This is a genomic window from Janthinobacterium kochi, assembly GCF_051380715.1.
GTDB lineage: Bacteria > Pseudomonadota > Gammaproteobacteria > Burkholderiales > Burkholderiaceae_D > Janthinobacterium.
The window spans coordinates 50269-67059 of the sequence record NZ_JBNYXO010000004.1; the positions used below are offsets into that span (position 1 = coordinate 50269).

The 16791-nt window shown below is 64.3% G+C and carries 13 protein-coding genes; 9 read left to right on the plus strand and 4 right to left on the minus strand.

What is annotated here, in order from left to right; all coding sequences use genetic code 11:
- Positions 1-130 precede the first annotated feature (130 nt).
- Together ACQ4WL_RS10635 and ACQ4WL_RS10640 are read left to right on the plus strand one after the other, a co-directional pair.
- Positions 131-3838 carry a PAS domain S-box protein gene (locus ACQ4WL_RS10635; RefSeq protein ID WP_436509694.1) on the plus strand — a complete coding sequence of 1236 codons (3708 nt, stop codon included), beginning with the start codon at positions 131-133 and terminating at the stop codon, positions 3836-3838.
- Positions 3839-3851: 13 nt separating this feature from the next.
- Complete coding sequence (locus tag ACQ4WL_RS10640; protein WP_436509695.1) at positions 3852-4847, plus strand: HD domain-containing phosphohydrolase; 996 nt, start codon at positions 3852-3854, stop codon at positions 4845-4847.
- A gap of 11 nt (positions 4848-4858) precedes the next feature.
- Here the strand turns inward: ACQ4WL_RS10640 and ACQ4WL_RS10645 are convergent, their stop codons facing one another.
- The 4 genes from ACQ4WL_RS10645 to ACQ4WL_RS10660 all read right to left on the minus strand — a co-directional run bounded on the left by ACQ4WL_RS10645 (position 4859) and on the right by ACQ4WL_RS10660 (position 9013).
- The gene (locus ACQ4WL_RS10645) at positions 4859-5533 is read right to left on the minus strand and encodes an RES family NAD+ phosphorylase (RefSeq protein WP_436509696.1); all 675 of its coding nucleotides are present in this window, start codon (positions 5531-5533) and stop codon (positions 4859-4861) included.
- Between the two features lie 6 nt (positions 5534-5539).
- Complete coding sequence (locus ACQ4WL_RS10650; protein WP_436509697.1) at positions 5540-6184, minus strand: hypothetical protein; 645 nt, start codon at positions 6182-6184, stop codon at positions 5540-5542.
- A 176-nt stretch (positions 6185-6360) separates the two neighbouring features.
- Positions 6361-8220: an esterase/lipase family protein gene (locus ACQ4WL_RS10655; RefSeq protein ID WP_436509698.1), complete on the minus strand. Its 1860-nt coding sequence runs from the start codon at positions 8218-8220 to the stop codon at positions 6361-6363.
- Positions 8221-8236: 16 nt separating this feature from the next.
- The gene (locus tag ACQ4WL_RS10660) at positions 8237-9013 is read right to left on the minus strand and encodes a DUF481 domain-containing protein (protein ID WP_436509699.1); all 777 of its coding nucleotides are present in this window, start codon (positions 9011-9013) and stop codon (positions 8237-8239) included.
- Positions 9014-9258: 245 nt separating this feature from the next.
- On the opposite strand from ACQ4WL_RS10660, the gene ACQ4WL_RS10665 reads away from it, so the two are divergent.
- The 7 genes from ACQ4WL_RS10665 (at position 9259) to ACQ4WL_RS10695 (ending at position 16784) form a co-directional block, all read left to right on the plus strand.
- Positions 9259-9945: a winged helix-turn-helix domain-containing protein gene (locus ACQ4WL_RS10665; protein WP_436509700.1), complete on the plus strand. Its 687-nt coding sequence runs from the start codon at positions 9259-9261 to the stop codon at positions 9943-9945.
- Positions 9938-11290 (plus strand): sensor histidine kinase, encoded by a 1353-nt coding sequence (locus tag ACQ4WL_RS10670; RefSeq protein WP_436509701.1) that lies wholly within the window; start codon positions 9938-9940, stop codon positions 11288-11290. The genes ACQ4WL_RS10665 and ACQ4WL_RS10670 overlap by 8 nt, the downstream gene beginning before the upstream one ends.
- Positions 11291-11442: 152 nt before the next feature.
- Entirely contained in the window at positions 11443-12417 is a 975-nt protein-coding gene (gene hemB, locus ACQ4WL_RS10675) for a porphobilinogen synthase (protein WP_426071326.1), read from the plus strand.
- A gap of 114 nt (positions 12418-12531) precedes the next feature.
- Positions 12532-13875 carry an MBL fold metallo-hydrolase gene (locus ACQ4WL_RS10680; protein WP_436509702.1) on the plus strand — a complete coding sequence of 448 codons (1344 nt, stop codon included), beginning with the start codon at positions 12532-12534 and terminating at the stop codon, positions 13873-13875.
- A gap of 53 nt (positions 13876-13928) precedes the next feature.
- On the plus strand, positions 13929-14438 hold the full coding sequence (gene msrA / locus ACQ4WL_RS10685; RefSeq protein ID WP_436509703.1) for a peptide-methionine (S)-S-oxide reductase MsrA: 510 nt from the start codon (positions 13929-13931) through the stop codon (positions 14436-14438).
- Positions 14439-14449: 11 nt separating this feature from the next.
- On the plus strand, positions 14450-15265 hold the full coding sequence (locus ACQ4WL_RS10690) for a helix-turn-helix domain-containing protein (protein WP_436509704.1): 816 nt from the start codon (positions 14450-14452) through the stop codon (positions 15263-15265).
- Between the two features lie 175 nt (positions 15266-15440).
- The gene (locus tag ACQ4WL_RS10695) at positions 15441-16784 is read left to right on the plus strand and encodes an MFS transporter (protein ID WP_436509705.1); all 1344 of its coding nucleotides are present in this window, start codon (positions 15441-15443) and stop codon (positions 16782-16784) included.
- Positions 16785-16791: the final 7 nt, after the last annotated feature.

Sequence of the window (16791 nt, forward strand, 5' to 3'; positions counted from 1 at the left end):
TCTTGCCCTGGTCGACTGCTATCGTTGTCATTTCCGCTGTGTTGCCGCTTTAGTAAAAGCGTGGCGCCGGCGCGCGGTGCGCAGTCATGTTTTGCGACGTCACGTTTCATTTTATTTAGTTCACGACAGTATGCTGAGTTCCATCTTCGCCGTCTCGACCGATACCATGCCGTACATTTATGGCACGCACAATGTCGGGCTGGTGCTGTTTTCCATCGGCATCGCCATCTTTGCCTCGTTCATGGCGCTGCAGATCGCCGGCATGGCGCGCAGCAGCGAGCGCGGCTTCCAGCGCCAGACTGCCATCATCACGGGCGCCATTGCGCTGGGCGGCGGCATCTGGTCGATGCACTTTATCGGCATGCTGGCCTTCGACATCTGCACGCGCGTGTCCTTCGATCCCAGCCTGACTCTGCTGTCGATGCTGCCCGGCGTGGCGGCCTCGTGGGTCGCGCTGCACTTGCTGGCGCGCCCGCGCATCAGCTGGCGCCAGTTGGTGGTGGGCGGCGTGCTGGTGGGGCTGGGCATCGGTTCCATGCATTACAGCGGCATGGCCGCCATGCAAACCTCGCTGACACTGCACTATCAACCGTGGCTGTTTTCCCTGTCGCTGCTGGTGGCCGTCGTCATGGCCATGCTGGCGCTGTGGATACGCTTCGGCCTGAGCGCCTTGCGCCAGCGCCTCAGTCCGCTGACGGCGCTGCTGGTCAGCAGTGTCGTGATGGGCCTTGCCATTTCCGGCATGCATTACACGGGCATGCTGGCGGCGCGCTTTTCCGGCACCCCCACTGCAGGCGAGAACACGATTACGGTGCAAGCCTCGTTCGTGGCCCTGGCCGTGGCCCTGATCACCGTCACCCTGACCGTCTTCGTGGCCGCCGCGAACGGCTTGCTGCGCTACCGCCAGCTGCTGCGCCAGGCCAGCGTCAGCGAATCGCGCCTGCGCGCCATCGTCGATACGGCCGCCGATGGCCTGATCACGATCGATGGCCAGGGCAAGGTGCGCTCCTTCAATCCCGCTGCGGAAAGCTTGTTCGGCTGGCTCGAGGCCGACATCGTGGGGCGCGACGCCAGCGTGCTGCTGCAGCCGGCCGACGCGGCCGAGTACGAGGGTTATCTGCGCGACTACCTGGAAACGGGCGCCTCGCGCATCCTCGACAGCGGACGCGAACTCGATGGTCGCCACAAGGATGGTGCGGTGCTGCCCATGCGCGTGGCGATCGGCAAGATCGACACGCCGGGCCAGCCCCTGTTCGTGGCGTTTGTCACGGATATGCGCTCGTCGCGCAGCATGGAGCAGGCGCTGAAGGATAGCGAGCGCCAGTACCGCACCCTGATCCGCAATATCCCCGGCGTGTCCTTCCACTGCAGCTTCGCGCCCGAATGGAAGATGATTTTCATCAGCGATGCCGTCTTCAACCTGACCGGCTGGATGCCGCAGGACTTCGCCGAAGGGCGGGTCAGGCTGTTCGACCTCGTGCATCCGGACGACCGCCAGCGCGTCAACGACACATGCGTGCAGGCGGCCGGCGAACGGCGCGATTTCGAGAACGTCTACCGCCTGATCCACCGCGACGGACGCGAGCGCTGGGTACGCGAAAGCAGCGGCCCCGTGCTCGACAACGACGGCGTGGTGCGCTGGATCGACGGCGTCATCCTCGACATCACGGAAAGCGAATTGCGCAATGCCGAATACGAAGGCAAGGTGACGGCCATCTCGCGCGCGACGGCCGTCATCGAGTTCGACCTGCAAGGGTGCATCCTGGCGGCCAACCAGAACTTCCTCGATCTGGTCGGCTACCAGCTCGACGACGTGCTGGGCCTGCACCACAGCATCTTCTGCGAACCGGGCTACGTGACCTCGCCGGACTACATCGCGTTCTGGCAGCAGCTGGCGAATGGCCAGTTCAACACGGGCGAGTACAAGCGCATCGACAAGGATGGCCGGGAAGTGTGGATACAGGCTTCGTACAACCCGATCTTCAACGCGGATGGCAAGCCGTTCAAGGTGGTCAAGCTGGCCACCGACGTCAGCGAGCGGCGCGCCATGCAGGAAAACCTGCGCGCGGCGAAAGACCGCGCCGAGCTGGCCGCCGAATCGAAAACCAGCTTCCTGGCCAACATGAGTCATGAAATCCGCACGCCGATGAACGCAATCATCGGCTTTACGGAAGTGCTGCTGGGGACAGCCCTGGACAGCCTGCAGCGCCGCCATCTGGGCACGGTGCGCCAGTCCGCGCGTTCCCTGCTCGAGCTGCTCAACGACATCCTCGACACAGCCAAGCTGGAAAAAGGCGCCACCGAGCTGGAACTGGTGGACTTTTCGCTGCCCGACCTGGTCGACCACGTGGCGGCCTCCCTGCGCATCACGGCGCAGGCGCGCGACCTGGTGCTGCATGTGGATGTCGATCCGGGCATGGGCCAGTTCTTCCTGGGCGACGCGCGCCGGGTGCAGCAGGTGCTGACGAATCTGATCGGCAACGCCGTCAAGTTCACCGAAGTTGGCCATGTGCGCGTGGCCGTCGCCATGCAGGGCGAGCAGGTGCATATCGCCGTGCACGACACGGGCATCGGCATCCCCGCCGACCGCCTGGACAAGATCTTCGCCCCCTTTACGCAAGCCGATTCTTCCATGAGCCGCCGCTTTGGCGGCACGGGCCTGGGCACGACGATTTCGCTGCAATTGGTCGAACTGATGGGTGGCACCATCACGGTGGAAAGCACCTTGGGCGTGGGCAGCGTGTTCCACGTATTGTTGCCGTTGGCGCCGGGCAAGGCCGTGTTGCGCCGCAGCGAGCAGCCCGTGGTGGCCTTGCCGCCGCTGCGCATCCTGGCGGCAGACGATGTGCCGCAGAATGTGGAGCTGCTGCTAATTACCCTGGGCGCGGCCGGACACCAGGTGATCGCCGCCAGCGATGGCGAGAGCGCCGTGCGCGAATTCCGCACGGGCAGCTTCGACATCGTCCTGATGGACGTGCAGATGCCGCGCATGGACGGCCTGGAAGCGACGCGCCTGATACGCTTGCATGAACGTGAACAGGGCTTGAAGGCGACGCCCATCATCGCCCTGACGGCCAGCGTGCTGGAACAGGACCGGCGCGCCGCGCAGACGGCGGGCATGAATGGCTTTGCCTCGAAGCCGCTGGAGATGCACAAGCTGACGGCGGAAATCGCCCGCCTGCTCGATATCGCCGTGGCCATGCCGCCGCCGGCGGACGGCACGGCGGCGCGTGCGCCCGCCGGCCAGGTGGACTGGCAGCGCGGCATCGCCCTGTGGGGTAGCCGCGAGGCCTTGCAGCGGGCCATTGCGCGCTTCGTGCAAGCCAATGGCGACTGCGCCGCCATGCTGGCGGCGGAGCTGGAACGTGGCGGCAGCAGCGTGGCCGGCCACTTGCTGCACCGTATCAAGGGCGCGGCGGGCAACCTGTGCCTGGTGCAGGTCGAAAGCCTGCTGGGACGCATCGAGCAAGCCATCGCGGGCCAGCTGCCGGCGACCGAATTGCTGGTGCAGCTGGCCGCCGCCTTCATGGCGCTGGCCGGCGAGCTGGAAGAGGTGGGTATGCCAGCCGTGGCCATGCAGGCGCCGGCCGCCAGCGCGCCCCTCGATGCCTCCGCCGTTGCTGCCTTGCTGCGGCAAGCCATCGCCAGCCTGGAAGGCGGACAGCTGGATGACGCCCTGATGGCGCAGATCGCCGCCATGCTGGCGCCGCACGGCCAGCAGCAGCGCCTGCAGGCGCTGGCCAGCGCCATCGACGACTTTGAATTTGCGCGCGCTGCGGGCGTGCTGCGCCAGCTGCTGGCGTGGCTGGAAGCGCCGGCGCCGGCCGACCTTTCCTGATATTGGGCTAGCGATGACCTTACACGAAGACAAACCGATCCTGCTGCTGGTGGACGATGAAGCGACGAATCTGCAGGTGCTGCGGCAGATCTTGCAGGACGATTACCGCCTGCTGTATGCCAAGGATGGCGAGAAGGCGCTGGAACTGGCGCAGAACAACCCCGTCGAGCTGATCCTGCTCGACATCATGATGCCCGCCATGACGGGCTACGAGGTGTGCCGCCAGCTGAAAGCCATGCCGGCCACGGCTCCGATTCCCGTCATCTTCGTCACCGCCCTGTGCGACGTGAAGGATGAGGCGGATGGTTTTGATGCGGGCGCCGTCGACTACATCACGAAACCCGTCAGCCCGCCCATCGTGCGCGCCCGCGTGCGCACGCATCTGTCGCTGGTGGACGCAGAGGAATTGCGCCGCTCGCGCCTGCAGGTGATCCAGACCCTGGGCCAGGCGGCCGAATACAAGGACAACGAGACGGGCATGCACGTCATCCGCATGAGCTATTACGCGCGCCAGCTGGCGCTGGCGGCCGGCTATAGCGCGGCCAGGGCGGAAGACTTATTGAATGCGGCCCCCATGCACGACGTGGGCAAGATCGGCATCCCCGACGCCATCTTGCAAAAGCCGGGCAAGCTCGATGCGGAAGAATGGAGCGTCATGCGCCGCCATGCGCAAATCGGTGCGGCCATCATCGGCGAGCACGCGGGCGGCCTCTTGAAAATGGCGCGCATCATCGCCCTCACGCACCACGAGAAATGGGATGGCAGCGGCTATCCGCACGGCTTGAAAGGCGAGGAAATCCCCCACGAAGGCCGCATCGTCGCCATCGCCGACGTCTTCGACGCGCTCACCAGCGAGCGCCCCTACAAGCGCGCCTGGACGGTCGAAGAAGCCATCGCCACCATGCAGCGCGACAGCGGCACGCACTTCGACCCGACCCTGCTGGCGCTGTTCATCGAGCAGCTGCCAGCTATGCTGGAGATCAAGGACAAGTGGCGCGAGCCGGTGTAGGGAGTGTCAGGTCAGGGTGGGTCCACGCGCAGGTGATCGGCCAGCAACTGTGCATACGCAGGGCTGTCGCCGAATGCCCGCTGTGAGCACGCCATGGCCTGGCCCAAGGTTGCCATGTGGCGTGAAGAAAGGGTATACGCAAGTTTGCCGGGTTGGCGGCGCGATGGATACATGAAGCCATGAATCGCGCCTGCCTCTTGCGCAATGATCTGATCCAGTTGCCAGCCCAGCCATTGGCACCAGGTGTGATCGGGGCTGCGCAATTGGTCAAAAATACCCAGCCGGCTGGCAGCCAGCCCTGTCAGGTCGAGCAATTGCAGCGGGGCGCTGAATGACAAGGTTGCGATCAGCGCTTGTTCCGCGCCAAGCGCAATATAAAAGGTGCCCGGGCGCGTGACGTCGTTGCAGCAAAGCTGGGCTTCCCAAGCAGCCGTGTAGGCATCATCCGCAATATACACCCAGTGATAGGGGAAGCCGTCCGGGCCGGCCAGCTCGGCAGGTGGGCCGAAGCGGTACGTGCGCTGGACGGTCGCCGGCCAGATGGATGCCGTGTTCCACGCTGCGCGTACCATGGCCTGGCCTGCTGGAAGGGTGACGACGTTGCGCAATAATTCAGCGCGCAGCGATACCAGCACCGGCAGGCGTGCGGTCATTTCTGGCGGGATAGTTGTTAGTTCAGGCGTCATGCCGGGCTAGCCTATGATGTCGGCCATGCCCCTATGTTGCCACTTCGCCGCCGCAAGAACCTTGCGTAATCTCTCGCTTGCCGGCAGATCCAGCAGCGCTTGCTGGCTGGGATGCACCTCGGCGCGCGTTTCAAAAGATTTGCCTGCAAGCATCTCGGCCGGGGATAATTCGTTGAATTCCTCGGCACTGCTGATCCAGAAGGCATGGATTTCACTGCCCGGCTGGTCGGCAAGGATGGCCAGTACTGGCGCAATCAGTTCCGGCACGGGCTGAACAAATTGCCAGGACGGAAACTCCTTGCCGATACTGCGCCCCTTGGGTGTCACGCAATAAAACCGCTTGCTTTCCACCGCGCGATACAGCGACGCCTGCGAGAGCGCCACCCATCCTTGTCCAATGACATCCGAGGCCTTGAGTTTTGACACGGGAAGCTGGACCGGCGTGAGTGGCGGCGCGGCGCCTAGCGAGGCGCGCGCCTCGTGGAGCGCGCGCGTGGCCAGGTCGATCAAGCGCTTGCGTTCGGGCCCTTGCGCCAGTATGTCGAGCTGCACGGTCACGAGATGCGAGAATTGCTCAACCACCCGCAGGTCGCTATCTGTCCACTCCTGAAGGTCGGGTGCCAGAGCGCAGTGATCCAGATTCGCTGTCATGATGATTCCTGTGCTGTAGCGTGGTAAAGAACATAATATACAAGGTTCTCATGTTTCGCAACTTTATCACGCGAGGCGCATTTCTTTTCTCGGGGAAATTCATGCAATGGTGAAAACCGTATCCGTAGAACCATGCTGGCGATCTAAGGCTAGTAGCGCATCCTGCACCGGTGAGGTCAATCAGGCAACCGCAAAATCCGCCGTATCTCCAGGATTGCCTGCGGGCTTTCCTGCACGCTGTGCCACGAGGGGATGACTTTTTCCGACAAGGCGCCGTCGAGGTGGGCGCTGGCGTAGGGCACTACGCCGTCGCTCGACTCAAGCAGGGGCAGGTCCGGCGTGTCGTTGCCCATGATGGAGTAATAGCGCACTTTCGGGCTGATCGGCAGGTCCGCCACCAGGCGCACGAACGGGTCCTTGTCGCTGAGGTTATCGATGCTGTTGGGGATGCGCAGCGGCTCGCTGCTGCCCGTGTCGAGCTGCGCCAGGCTGCCGGCCGCGTCCGACAGCTGATCGAGCATGGTGATGGGCAAGGTGACGAGGTTGGCGATCCAGCGCGCCACCTTGTGGTTGGCGAACGAGGTGCCGCGGTGCGGTGCGGCGATGAAGATGGCGCGGTTTACCTGCGGCATGGCCGTGAAATTGAGGTAGGGCGCCAGGCCGGCGCGTACTTTTTCCGCCTTCTTGCCCTTCAAATTGTATTCTTCCGTGATGGCGTCGAGCAGGGTATTGCTGGCGTCCGACACCATCAGGCGCGCCAGCACGCCGCCCATGCTGTGGCCGATCAAGACCATGTCGTTCGCCGCGTCGGCCTTGGCCGAAGGATCGAACTGCGCCAAGGTCGCGTTCAGCGCCTGGCGGATGGCGACATTGTTGGCCGCCAGCGGCGCATTGCTCGGGTAGTACACCTGCCAGATCTGGTAGCGGCGGCGCAGCTGTTCGTCGCCCATCAGTTCATTTGCCACATTGATCCACGCTTCCGGGCTGCTGGCCAGGCCGTGCAGCATGACGATGGTGCGCTTGTTCGGGTCGTAGGGCTGCATCAGGTGCACCTGCGGGCGCAAAATGCCGTCGGCGCGGCCGAACAGAGTGCGCAGCGCCTGCACGCCGAAGCCGGAACGGGCCAGCCACAAGCCATAGCCGGCCGTGAAATTGGCCGCCACGGGCAATTCCTGGCCCGCCATGCGCGTCGCGTCGCTGCGCGTCGGGTCGACCAGCATCACCATCAACTGCTGCGTGGCCAATACCTCTTGCAGGCTGTTGCCGTCGAAGCGGATCAGCGCCGTGACAACGGGGAAGCGGGTTTCCTGGTACGGCACATACTCGCCTTTCGATGCGCCTGGCTGGGGCATGACGGCGACCAGGTCCGCGCCGAAGCCGTCGCGCCGATACACATTGCGCAGGCCGGAAAACGACAGCGAGGTGGCCGGCAGCAGTTCTTCTGGCAGGGTGCCGTCTTCGGGCAGGCGCAGGGCCGACAATTCGCTGTCGATCTGCCAGCCTGCGACGCGGATCACATGGCCGTCGGGGCGGTACTCGCCGCGGTGGCGGAACAGGTTGCCAACGGCTTTCTGCACGGCGTAGTTATAGTAGTCGCGGATTTGCGTCTGGCGTTCCTCGAAGGCGCGCTGGCCCGGCGTGCGCGTCGTGTAGAACAGGTAGGCATACGCGTAGCGGGCCGATTCCAGCCAGGCGGCCAGCAATTCGGCGCTGGCATGGCCACCTTGCTTCTCTTCTGCCAGGGCGCTTTCCAGCCACAATTCGGAGAGCGTCGCCAGGCGCTGCTCGTCGCTGAGCAGATCGGAGCGGGCCAGGTCGGCGCGGCAGCTGCCCGTATTGGTTTCGCAGGCGGCGATGTCGCTGCCGATAATGCGCAGCACTTCGCTGGCCGAGGCACTGAGTTTGCCCGTGGTAAGGATGTCGCCGCGCCGCTGCTGCAGGTAGTCGGCCGGGGAGATCGCGCTGACGGTGACGGCGGCGCAGCCGCTTAGCAGCGCCGCAGCGCACAGGAGGGCGCCCAGGCGCAGTCGCCGCATCAGCGTGGCCGGCATCTCAGAACGAGTAGACCAGGGTCAGCGACGTTTGCGTATCCGTGTTCTTCTTGTCGTCGGGCACGCGCGTGTCGTTGCGGGCGCTGAAGGCGGCCTTCATCTGCATGGTGCCGTTGATCTTCGTGCTGAGGGACGTTTCGGCGATGGAGTGGGTGTTCGACGTACCGCGTTCGACGCTGAGCGTCTGTGAAAACATCGCCGACTGGCTGATCTTCCACTTCATGGCGGCCGCGCCGCGCACCGTCAAACCGTGTTCCGATTCGCCCGTGTCGTTGGTGCCGCTGAAATAGCCCGGACCGAATTCCACGTCGACGCTTTTGTCGCTCGACCGATACCAGCGCGAGCCATGACCGACGGCCAGGGTCGAGTACTTGGTGTAGGCGCCGAACTTGTCGTTCACGTGCGAAGCCAGCACGAACAGTTTTTCATGGTCCCCCATCAGCTTGTAGGCGGCCTTGGCGGAAGCAGAAAAGCGCTCGGCCGAGCGCTCGCGCACCTTCTCGCCATCGTCGTTGGTCGTTTCATCTTCCTTGAAGTAGCCGCTGAAGATGTACTGGTTGCTCCAGTCATCGAGTTCCTGGCGCGCGTCGATCTTGCCCGTCACCGAGGTGCCGACCGTATTGCCCGAGGTGGTGATGGCGCCCAATTCGGCGGAGGTGCTCCAGCTGCCGATGGGAATTTCATCGAACAGGATGGTTTGTTTGGCGTCTGCGGCGGCGGCGCTGCCGCAGGTGATGGCCATAGCCAGCGCCAGTGCGAGAGAGTGGGTCGATTTCATGGCTGTATTTGTGTATGGCGCGCGCCGGGCGTGCCTGCTGTTCGTTAGTGGCAGTGGTGGCTATGCGGGTCGCGGCAATCCGGGCTGCGCATGGAACATGCGCGCGCGGGCGCGGCCAAACATTGTCGAGGCTGTATTGTACCCGACCCTGTCATCGTTTGCCGCACGCGACGGGGCTGGCAAGTGGCGCGCGCCTGGCGTATGCTGCGCATGTTTGCTGTCCCGATCTTTACAAGGAATTCCCCGTGCGCTGCCTGGTCATCGAAGACGAAGCCGAAACTTCCCGCTATATTTGTGCCGGCCTGCGCGAGGCGGGCTACGACGTCACCGCCTGCGACAATGGCATCGACGGCATGCGCCTGGCCTGCGGCGAAGACTGGGATGCGCTGGTGCTCGACCGCCTGCTGCCCGGCGAGATCGACGGCCTGGCCATCGTCGCGCGGCTGCGCGGCATGGGCCGCAACACGCCCGTGCTGGTGCTGTCGGCCCTGTCCAGCGTCGACGAGCGCGTGCGCGGCCTGCGCAGCGGCGGCGACGATTACCTGTCAAAGCCGTTCGCCATCGCCGAACTGCTGGCGCGCATCGAGGCGCTGCTGCGGCGCGCCGCACCCGTGCCCGAAGCGACGCAGTTGCAGGTGGCCGACCTAGTGCTCGACATGCGCACCATGCGCGTGACGCGCGCCAACCGGCAAATCGTCCTGCAGCCGCGCGAATTTCGCCTGCTGGAATACCTGATGCGCCATCAGGGCCAGTCCGTCACGCGCGCCATGCTGCTCGAAGCCGTGTGGGACTACCATTTCGACCCGCAGACGAACGTCATCGACGTGCAGGTGAGCCGCTTGCGCACCAAGGTGGACAAGGAATTTTCGCCGCCGCTGATCCACACGGTGCGCGGCGTCGGCTACACCCTGGGCGTGATCGATAGTGCGTAACTGGCACCGCTCGATCGCGGCGCGCCTGGCGCTCGGTTATGGCGTGCTGGTGATCGTGTCGATCAGCATCGTGTGCGCCGTCTTCTATTTCGGCACCATCGGCGTGCTTGACCGCAGCGTGGATCGCAAGCTGACCTTGCTCTCGGAGCGCCTCGCCGCGCTGTACCAGCAAGGTGGCAGCAGCCGCACGACGGCGGAAATCGCCCATCTGCTCACCGACCGCACCGACAGCGATACGGAGATCTTCTTGCTGGTGGACGCCGATGGCCAACGCGTGGCCGGCAATCTGTCGTCCTGGCCCGAGCTTGGCAGTCCCGTGGGCCGCCTGCTGCACCGCGACGTCACGCGCGAAGGGCGCAGGGTGCCCGCGCGCATGCTGATCCGCGACCTGGAGGGCGGCGCGCGCCTGTTCGTCGGACGCGACATGGAAGAGGGCAAGTCGATCCGCACCCTGGTGCTGCGTTCACTGGCCTATGGTGGCGGCATGGCCATCTTGCTGGTGGTGGCGGGTGCCTGGCTGTTCCGCCGCCAGCTCGAGGCGCGCATCGGGCAAATCCGCCGCACGGCGGGGGAAATCGAGGCAGGCGACCTGAGCCGGCGCATTCCTGTCGCCAGCGAGGATGAATTCGGCTTGCTGAGCCGCGACATCAACCGCATGCTCGACCGCATCGAACACCTGATGGAAGGCGTGCGCCACGTCTCGAACGCCATTGCGCACGACTTGCGCACGCCGCTGGGCCGCATCCGCAACAAGCTCGATGGCGCCTTGCGCCAGCAGCCGGGCGTGGCCGGCTACGAGAGTGCGGCGCAGGCGGCCATCGACGACATCGACGACCTGACGCGCGTGTTTGACAAGCTGCTGCAGATCGCGGCGGCCGAATCGGGCATGCGTCCCGAGAATTTCGACGACATCGACCTGCAGCAGATCGGCGCCGACATCGTGGAAATGTATGAGGCGACGGCCGACGAGCAGGGCGTGCTGCTGGTGCAGATATATGGCGACAGCGTGCCGGCGCGCGGTGACCGCAACCTGCTGGGCAGCGCGCTGGCCAGCCTGGTCGACAACGCCATCAAATATGCGGGTCCTGGCGCCACGGTGGAAGTGTCGGCCGGCAGTGATGAACAGGGCAGCTGGGTGGCCGTGCGCGACAACGGCCCCGGCGTGCCGACGGAAGAACTGCCGAAACTGACGCAGCGTTTTTACCGGCTCGACAAGAGCCGCCACCTGCCCGGCAATGGCCTGGGCCTGTCCATCGTCGCGGCCATCGCCGCCCTGCATGGCGGCAGCCTGGAAATCGAGGATGCGGCGCCGGGCTTGCGCTTGCGCCTGCGCCTGCTGCGCTAGCGCGGCTAAACGGTACATTACCAACTTGTAAGCCCCTTCGTTGCACCCGACGGCATTTTTTGACCTGCGCGGCTTTTTTGCCGCGCGGCCCGGCGCAATCGGCGTGATCGGCGTATACTTGTAGACGTTCTCAACCTGAAGCCAGTCACCCCATGCCAGCACAATTCCCCACTTCGCGCATGCGCCGCCTGCGCGCAACCCCGCAACTGCGCGAGCTGTTTCGCGAGACCGAGATCAATCCACGTGACCTGGTCCTGCCGATCTTCGTTGACGAAGGCAGCAGCGATTTCATCGACATCAAGTCCATGCCCGGCGTGCGCCGCATTCCCGAAGCGAAGCTGGCGCAGGAAGTCGAGCGTTATGCGCGCGCCGGTTTGCGCTCCGTCATGACCTTCGGCATTTCGCACCACAAGGATAGCCACGGCACGGACAGCCTGAACCCGGACGGCCTGGTGGCGCGCATGTCGCGCATCATCAAGGACGCCGTGCCGGAAATGGTAGTCATGTCCGACACCTGCTTCTGCGAATACACGGACCACGGCCATTGCGGCATCCTGCATGGCGACACGGTCGACAACGACGGCACGGTGCTGAATCTGGGCAAGCAAGCCGTCATCGCGGCCCAGGCGGGCGCCGACATCATCGCCCCTTCGGCGGCCATGGATGGCCAGGTGGCGGCGATCCGCAGCGCGTTAGATGCGGCCGGATTCCACGACACGCCCGTGATGGCGTATTCCACCAAGTTCGCCTCGGGCCTGTATGGCCCGTTCCGCGACGCGGCCGGCAGCACCCTGAAGGGCGACCGCAAGACTTACCAGATGGACCCGATGAACCGCCGCGAAGCCATCCGCGAGTCCTTGATCGATGAAGCCGAAGGCGCCGACGCGCTGATGGTGAAACCGGCCGGGGCGTATTTGGACATCATCCGCGACCTGCGTGAAGTGACGCGTTTGCCGATTGGCGCCTACCAGGTCAGCGGCGAGTACGCGATGATCAAGTTCGCCGCACAGGCGGGCGCCATCGACGAGCGCCGCGTGGTGCAGGAAACCCTGGGCGCCATCAAGCGCGCGGGCGCGGACATGATTTTTACTTACTTCGCGATGGATGTGCTGAATAATCCTTATTGAGGCTTGTCCCTGGCGCACCGTTAGCGCCCCTTTTTCAACCCAAAAGCAAATTCCGGGGTCAGACCCTCAGGGTCTGACCCCGGCACTTGCCGTTGGGTTTATTCAGCTTTCCCCATGCCCCTGAAAATCTCCCGCATCCTGCACGCCGGCTATGTCTTCGAATGCGAAGGCACGGCCATCGCCTTCGATCCCATCGTCGAAAACCCGTTCAGCCGCAATTGCCACGCGTTCCCGTCCGTGCGTTTCGACCTCGATGCCGTGCGGCGGCTGCGCTGGGATGCCGTCTTCATCTCGCACTTCCACGACGACCACTGCTCGCTCGACAGCCTCGATGTGCTCGACCGCGCCACGCCCATCTACCTGTACTGCGTCTTCGAGGAGCTGTTCGCGATGCTGCGCGCGCTGGGTTTTACCGCCGTCGAGCGGCTGCACGTGGACGTGCCCGTGCGGGTGGGCGCCATCGAGGTGATCCCGCGCCGGGCGCTCGACGACGATGTCGACTCGCTGTTCCAGGTGCGCGCCGCCGGCCTGAACGTCTTGAACGTCGTCGATTCCTGGATCGGCCCCGAAACCCTGGCGCAGCTGGCCGCGTTTGCGCCCTGGGACATGGTCTTGTGGCCATTCCAGACCATGCGCGAGATTGCCGTCATCGCGCCGTCGCAAGCGCAGCCTGGCCCAGTCGAACTTCCCGACGACTGGGTGCCGCAGCTGCGCGCCCTGGCGCCACGTTACATCGTGCCCAGTTCTTGCCAGTTCGTGCAGGAAGACTGGTCCTGGTACAACCATGCGATGTTCCCGATTACCTACCGCCAGTTTGCGCGGGAGATCGGCGCCGCGCTGCCGCACGCGCACATCTTCCGTCTCGATCCTTCCATGTCGGTGCTGCTCGATGCGCAGGGCTTGACGCCGGCCGCGCCGCTGCCCTGGGTCATCCCCGTGGGGCCGCAGCACGTCGATTTCGACTACCGGCCCGACGCGCCGCCGCCTGCCACGGCGGACATCGCCCGGCGTTTCGCCCCCTTGAGCGACGCTGATGCGGCGCTGGTGCTCGATTTTTGCCGGAACGGCTTGCTCGAACGCTACCGCGACATGGAACTGTCCGACGACAGCTATTTCCAAGCGCCGCGCCTGTGGCGCTTGTCGCTGTATGGCCACGACGGCGCCGCCACCGTCCTGCATTACCGCACGCATGGCGACTTGGTCGACCTCGTGCCGGACACGGGCGAGGCGCCGGGCTGGACCACCGAGGTGCCGCTGGCGAAATGCCATGCGGCGCTGGCGCTGGGTGAATCGCTGACCTCGATGTACATGCGCATCAACGATGGCCCTTTCGATGCGGCCACGCGGGCCGGACTGGAAGAGGCCGACATCGTTGACGACCCCTTGATCCGCTGCCTGTTCAACGACGCCATCGGCGCCTACCAGGCGGCGCAGCTGAAGCGCTTGCTGGCCCGCTGAAGAAAACGCCGCGACAGGGTAAGATAAGGTTCTCAGATCAAGGAATGAACAACATGACACAAGACAACGAAACCGCGATCCTGGCCGGCGGCTGCTTCTGGGGCGTGCAAGACTTGCTGCGCCGTTATCCGGGCGTGCTTGCCACGCGCGTGGGCTATAGCGGCGGCGACGTGGCCAACGCCACCTACCGCAACCACGGCACGCACGCGGAAGCCATCGAGATCATCTTCGACCCGAACACCATCAGCTACCGCAAGATCCTGGAATTTTTCTTCCAGATCCACGACCCCAGCACGCAAGACCGCCAGGGCAACGACCGTGGCACGAGCTACCGCTCGGCCATCTTTTACACCAGCGAAGAGCAAAAACGGGTGGCCGAAGACACCATCCGCGACGTCGACGCTTCCGGCCTGTGGCCCGGCAAGGTGGTGACGGAAGTGGCGCCGGCCGGCCCGTTCTGGGAGGCGGAAGCGGAGCACCAGGATTATCTGCAGCGCTTGCCGCACGGCTATACCTGCCATTTCATCCGGCCGGACTGGGTCTTGCCGCAACGCGCGCAGTAGCGGAACCGGGCATGCGTTATTGGCGCGTCGAGCGGCGTCAGGCGGAAGGGCAGCTGGACTTCGGGCGTACCCTGGAGCTGATGGCTGCCATCGGCCATGCCGACGTGAATGCCGTCGCAGGGGTCATCCTGAAGACGGTCAGCACGGTCGCGCCCATTGCCCAGTGCACGATCTTTGCCTATGAATTCGGCAACCGCCCCCGAACGGTGGCCGTGGCCGACCGGCGCGGCGGACGATTCCTGCAAGATATTGCCGAGAGCTATGCGCGCCATTATTATGCGCTCGATGGCAACCAGCGCGTGATAGCGCCGGCGCCGGGGCGGAAAATCGATCCTGCCTTCGTGCTGCACCAGCAGGCCAGCGACGAGATCGAGCATCCCGGCTACCGCGCCACCTGTTATCAAAAACCGAATGTGTCGGACCGTTTGTCCCTGTTGCTGCAGCCGGCCGGTGACATCTGGCTGTCCGTCAATTTCTACCGCGACAGCAGCCAGGGCAAGTTCCTGCCCGGCGAAGTGGCCGGCATCGAAACCCTGTCACCGCTGTTTGCCCATGCCGTCAAGCATCACTACAGCTTGAATGGACAGGCGACGCAAGGCGTCGCGCCGATGATGCTGGCAAGGTTGCGCCAGCATTGTCCCGCCTTGAGCAAGCGCGAACTGGACGTGCTGCGCTGCGTGCTCGAAGGCCTCACGGCCGTGGAAATCGCCGAGACCATGGGCGTGCAACCGTCCAGCGTGACGACGTACCAGAAACGCGCCTATAAACGCCTGGGCATTTCCTGCCAGCGCCAGTTGTTCGCGCTGTGCATGGCGCCCGCACCTTAGTCCCTTCGGCGTAGGGATGTCTCCGTCTTTTTGACTGGTTTACCCGCGAAATGTCCCCAAAATAGGGACAGTCGCCGACATCGTCGTCTGCATACTGTGTTTCAAGCCGGGATCATCCGGCAGCTCTCACCCAAAAAAATCAACAAGGGGAGGGTGACACCTTATGGAGACATGTATGACCATCGCCCCAGCGGCCACCCCCGCCACCCCCTCGCCCGTCCTCGACGCGGCCACCCTCCAGCTGGAACAGCAGGTGATGCGCAAGGTTTCGCGCCATCTGCTGGGATTTTTGTTCCTGCTGTTTGTGTTTTCCTTTCTCGACCGCATCAATATCGGCTTCGCCGGCCTGACCATGATGCAAGACCTGGGCCTGTCCGGCACCCAGTTCGGCTTTGCCACCACCCTGTTCTACATCGCCTACATCGCTTGCAGCATTCCAAGCAACATCGTGCTGGCGCGCATCGGCGCGCGCAAGTGGATCGGCAGCATGATGATCGCCTGGGGCCTGGCTTCGACGGCGACCCTGTTCGCCAGCGGTCCGGCCAGCCTGTATGCGCTGCGCTTTCTCGTCGGCGTGACGGAGGCGGGCTTCTTGCCCGGCATGCTGCTGTACCTGACCTACTGGTTTCCCAGCGCCTACCGGGCACGCGCCAATGCCCTGTTCATGATCGCCATGCCCGTCACGGCCGCCATCGGTTCGGCCTTGTCGGGCCTGATTCTGGGGCTGGATGGCCACTGGGGCTTGAAGGGCTGGCAATGGTTGTTCTTGCTCGAAGGCATGCCATCCGTGTTGCTGGGCCTGGCCGTGTACGGCTACCTGGACGATTCTCCCAACAAGGCGAATTGGCTGGGCAAGCTGGAACAGCAGGTGCTGGCGCGCATGCTGGCGGCCGAGCATAAACCGGTGGCACCGCAGCAAAAAGTCTCCGTGCTGGCGGAAATGCTGTCTCCCACCGTGCTGAAATTCGGCATCGCCTATTTTTGCCTGGTAAATACTTTGGCGATGGTGGCCGTGTGGACGCCGCTGATCGTAAAAAGTTTCAATGGCAACGCCAGCAACACGCAAATTGGTTTACTGGCCGCCATCCCACAGGTATGCACCGTCATCGGCATGATTGCCTGGGGCCGCCGTTCGGACCGCTTGCAGGAGCGCCGCTGGCACATCGTCTGGCCCATGCTGCTGTCGGCCGCTGGCTGGCTGTTGACCGCGTATTCGGGCAACCCCGTGCTGCAACTGCTGGGCGTGTGCCTGGCCTCGACGGGCGCTTACACGGCCATGTCGGTCTTCTGGACCACACCGGACCGGGCCCTGAGCCTGGGGGCGCGCGCCATCGGCATCGCCGTCATCAATGCCACGGGCAATATCGGTTCGGCCCTGAACCCCGTCGTGGTGGGCTGGCTGAAGGATTTGACGCACAGTTTTGCCACGGGCTTGCTGTACGCCAGCGTGCTGCTGGTGGCGGGCGCGGCCATCGTGCTGACCCTGCCTATCGCGCGCAGTGGTAAAACACATTCTTGAAGAGGAA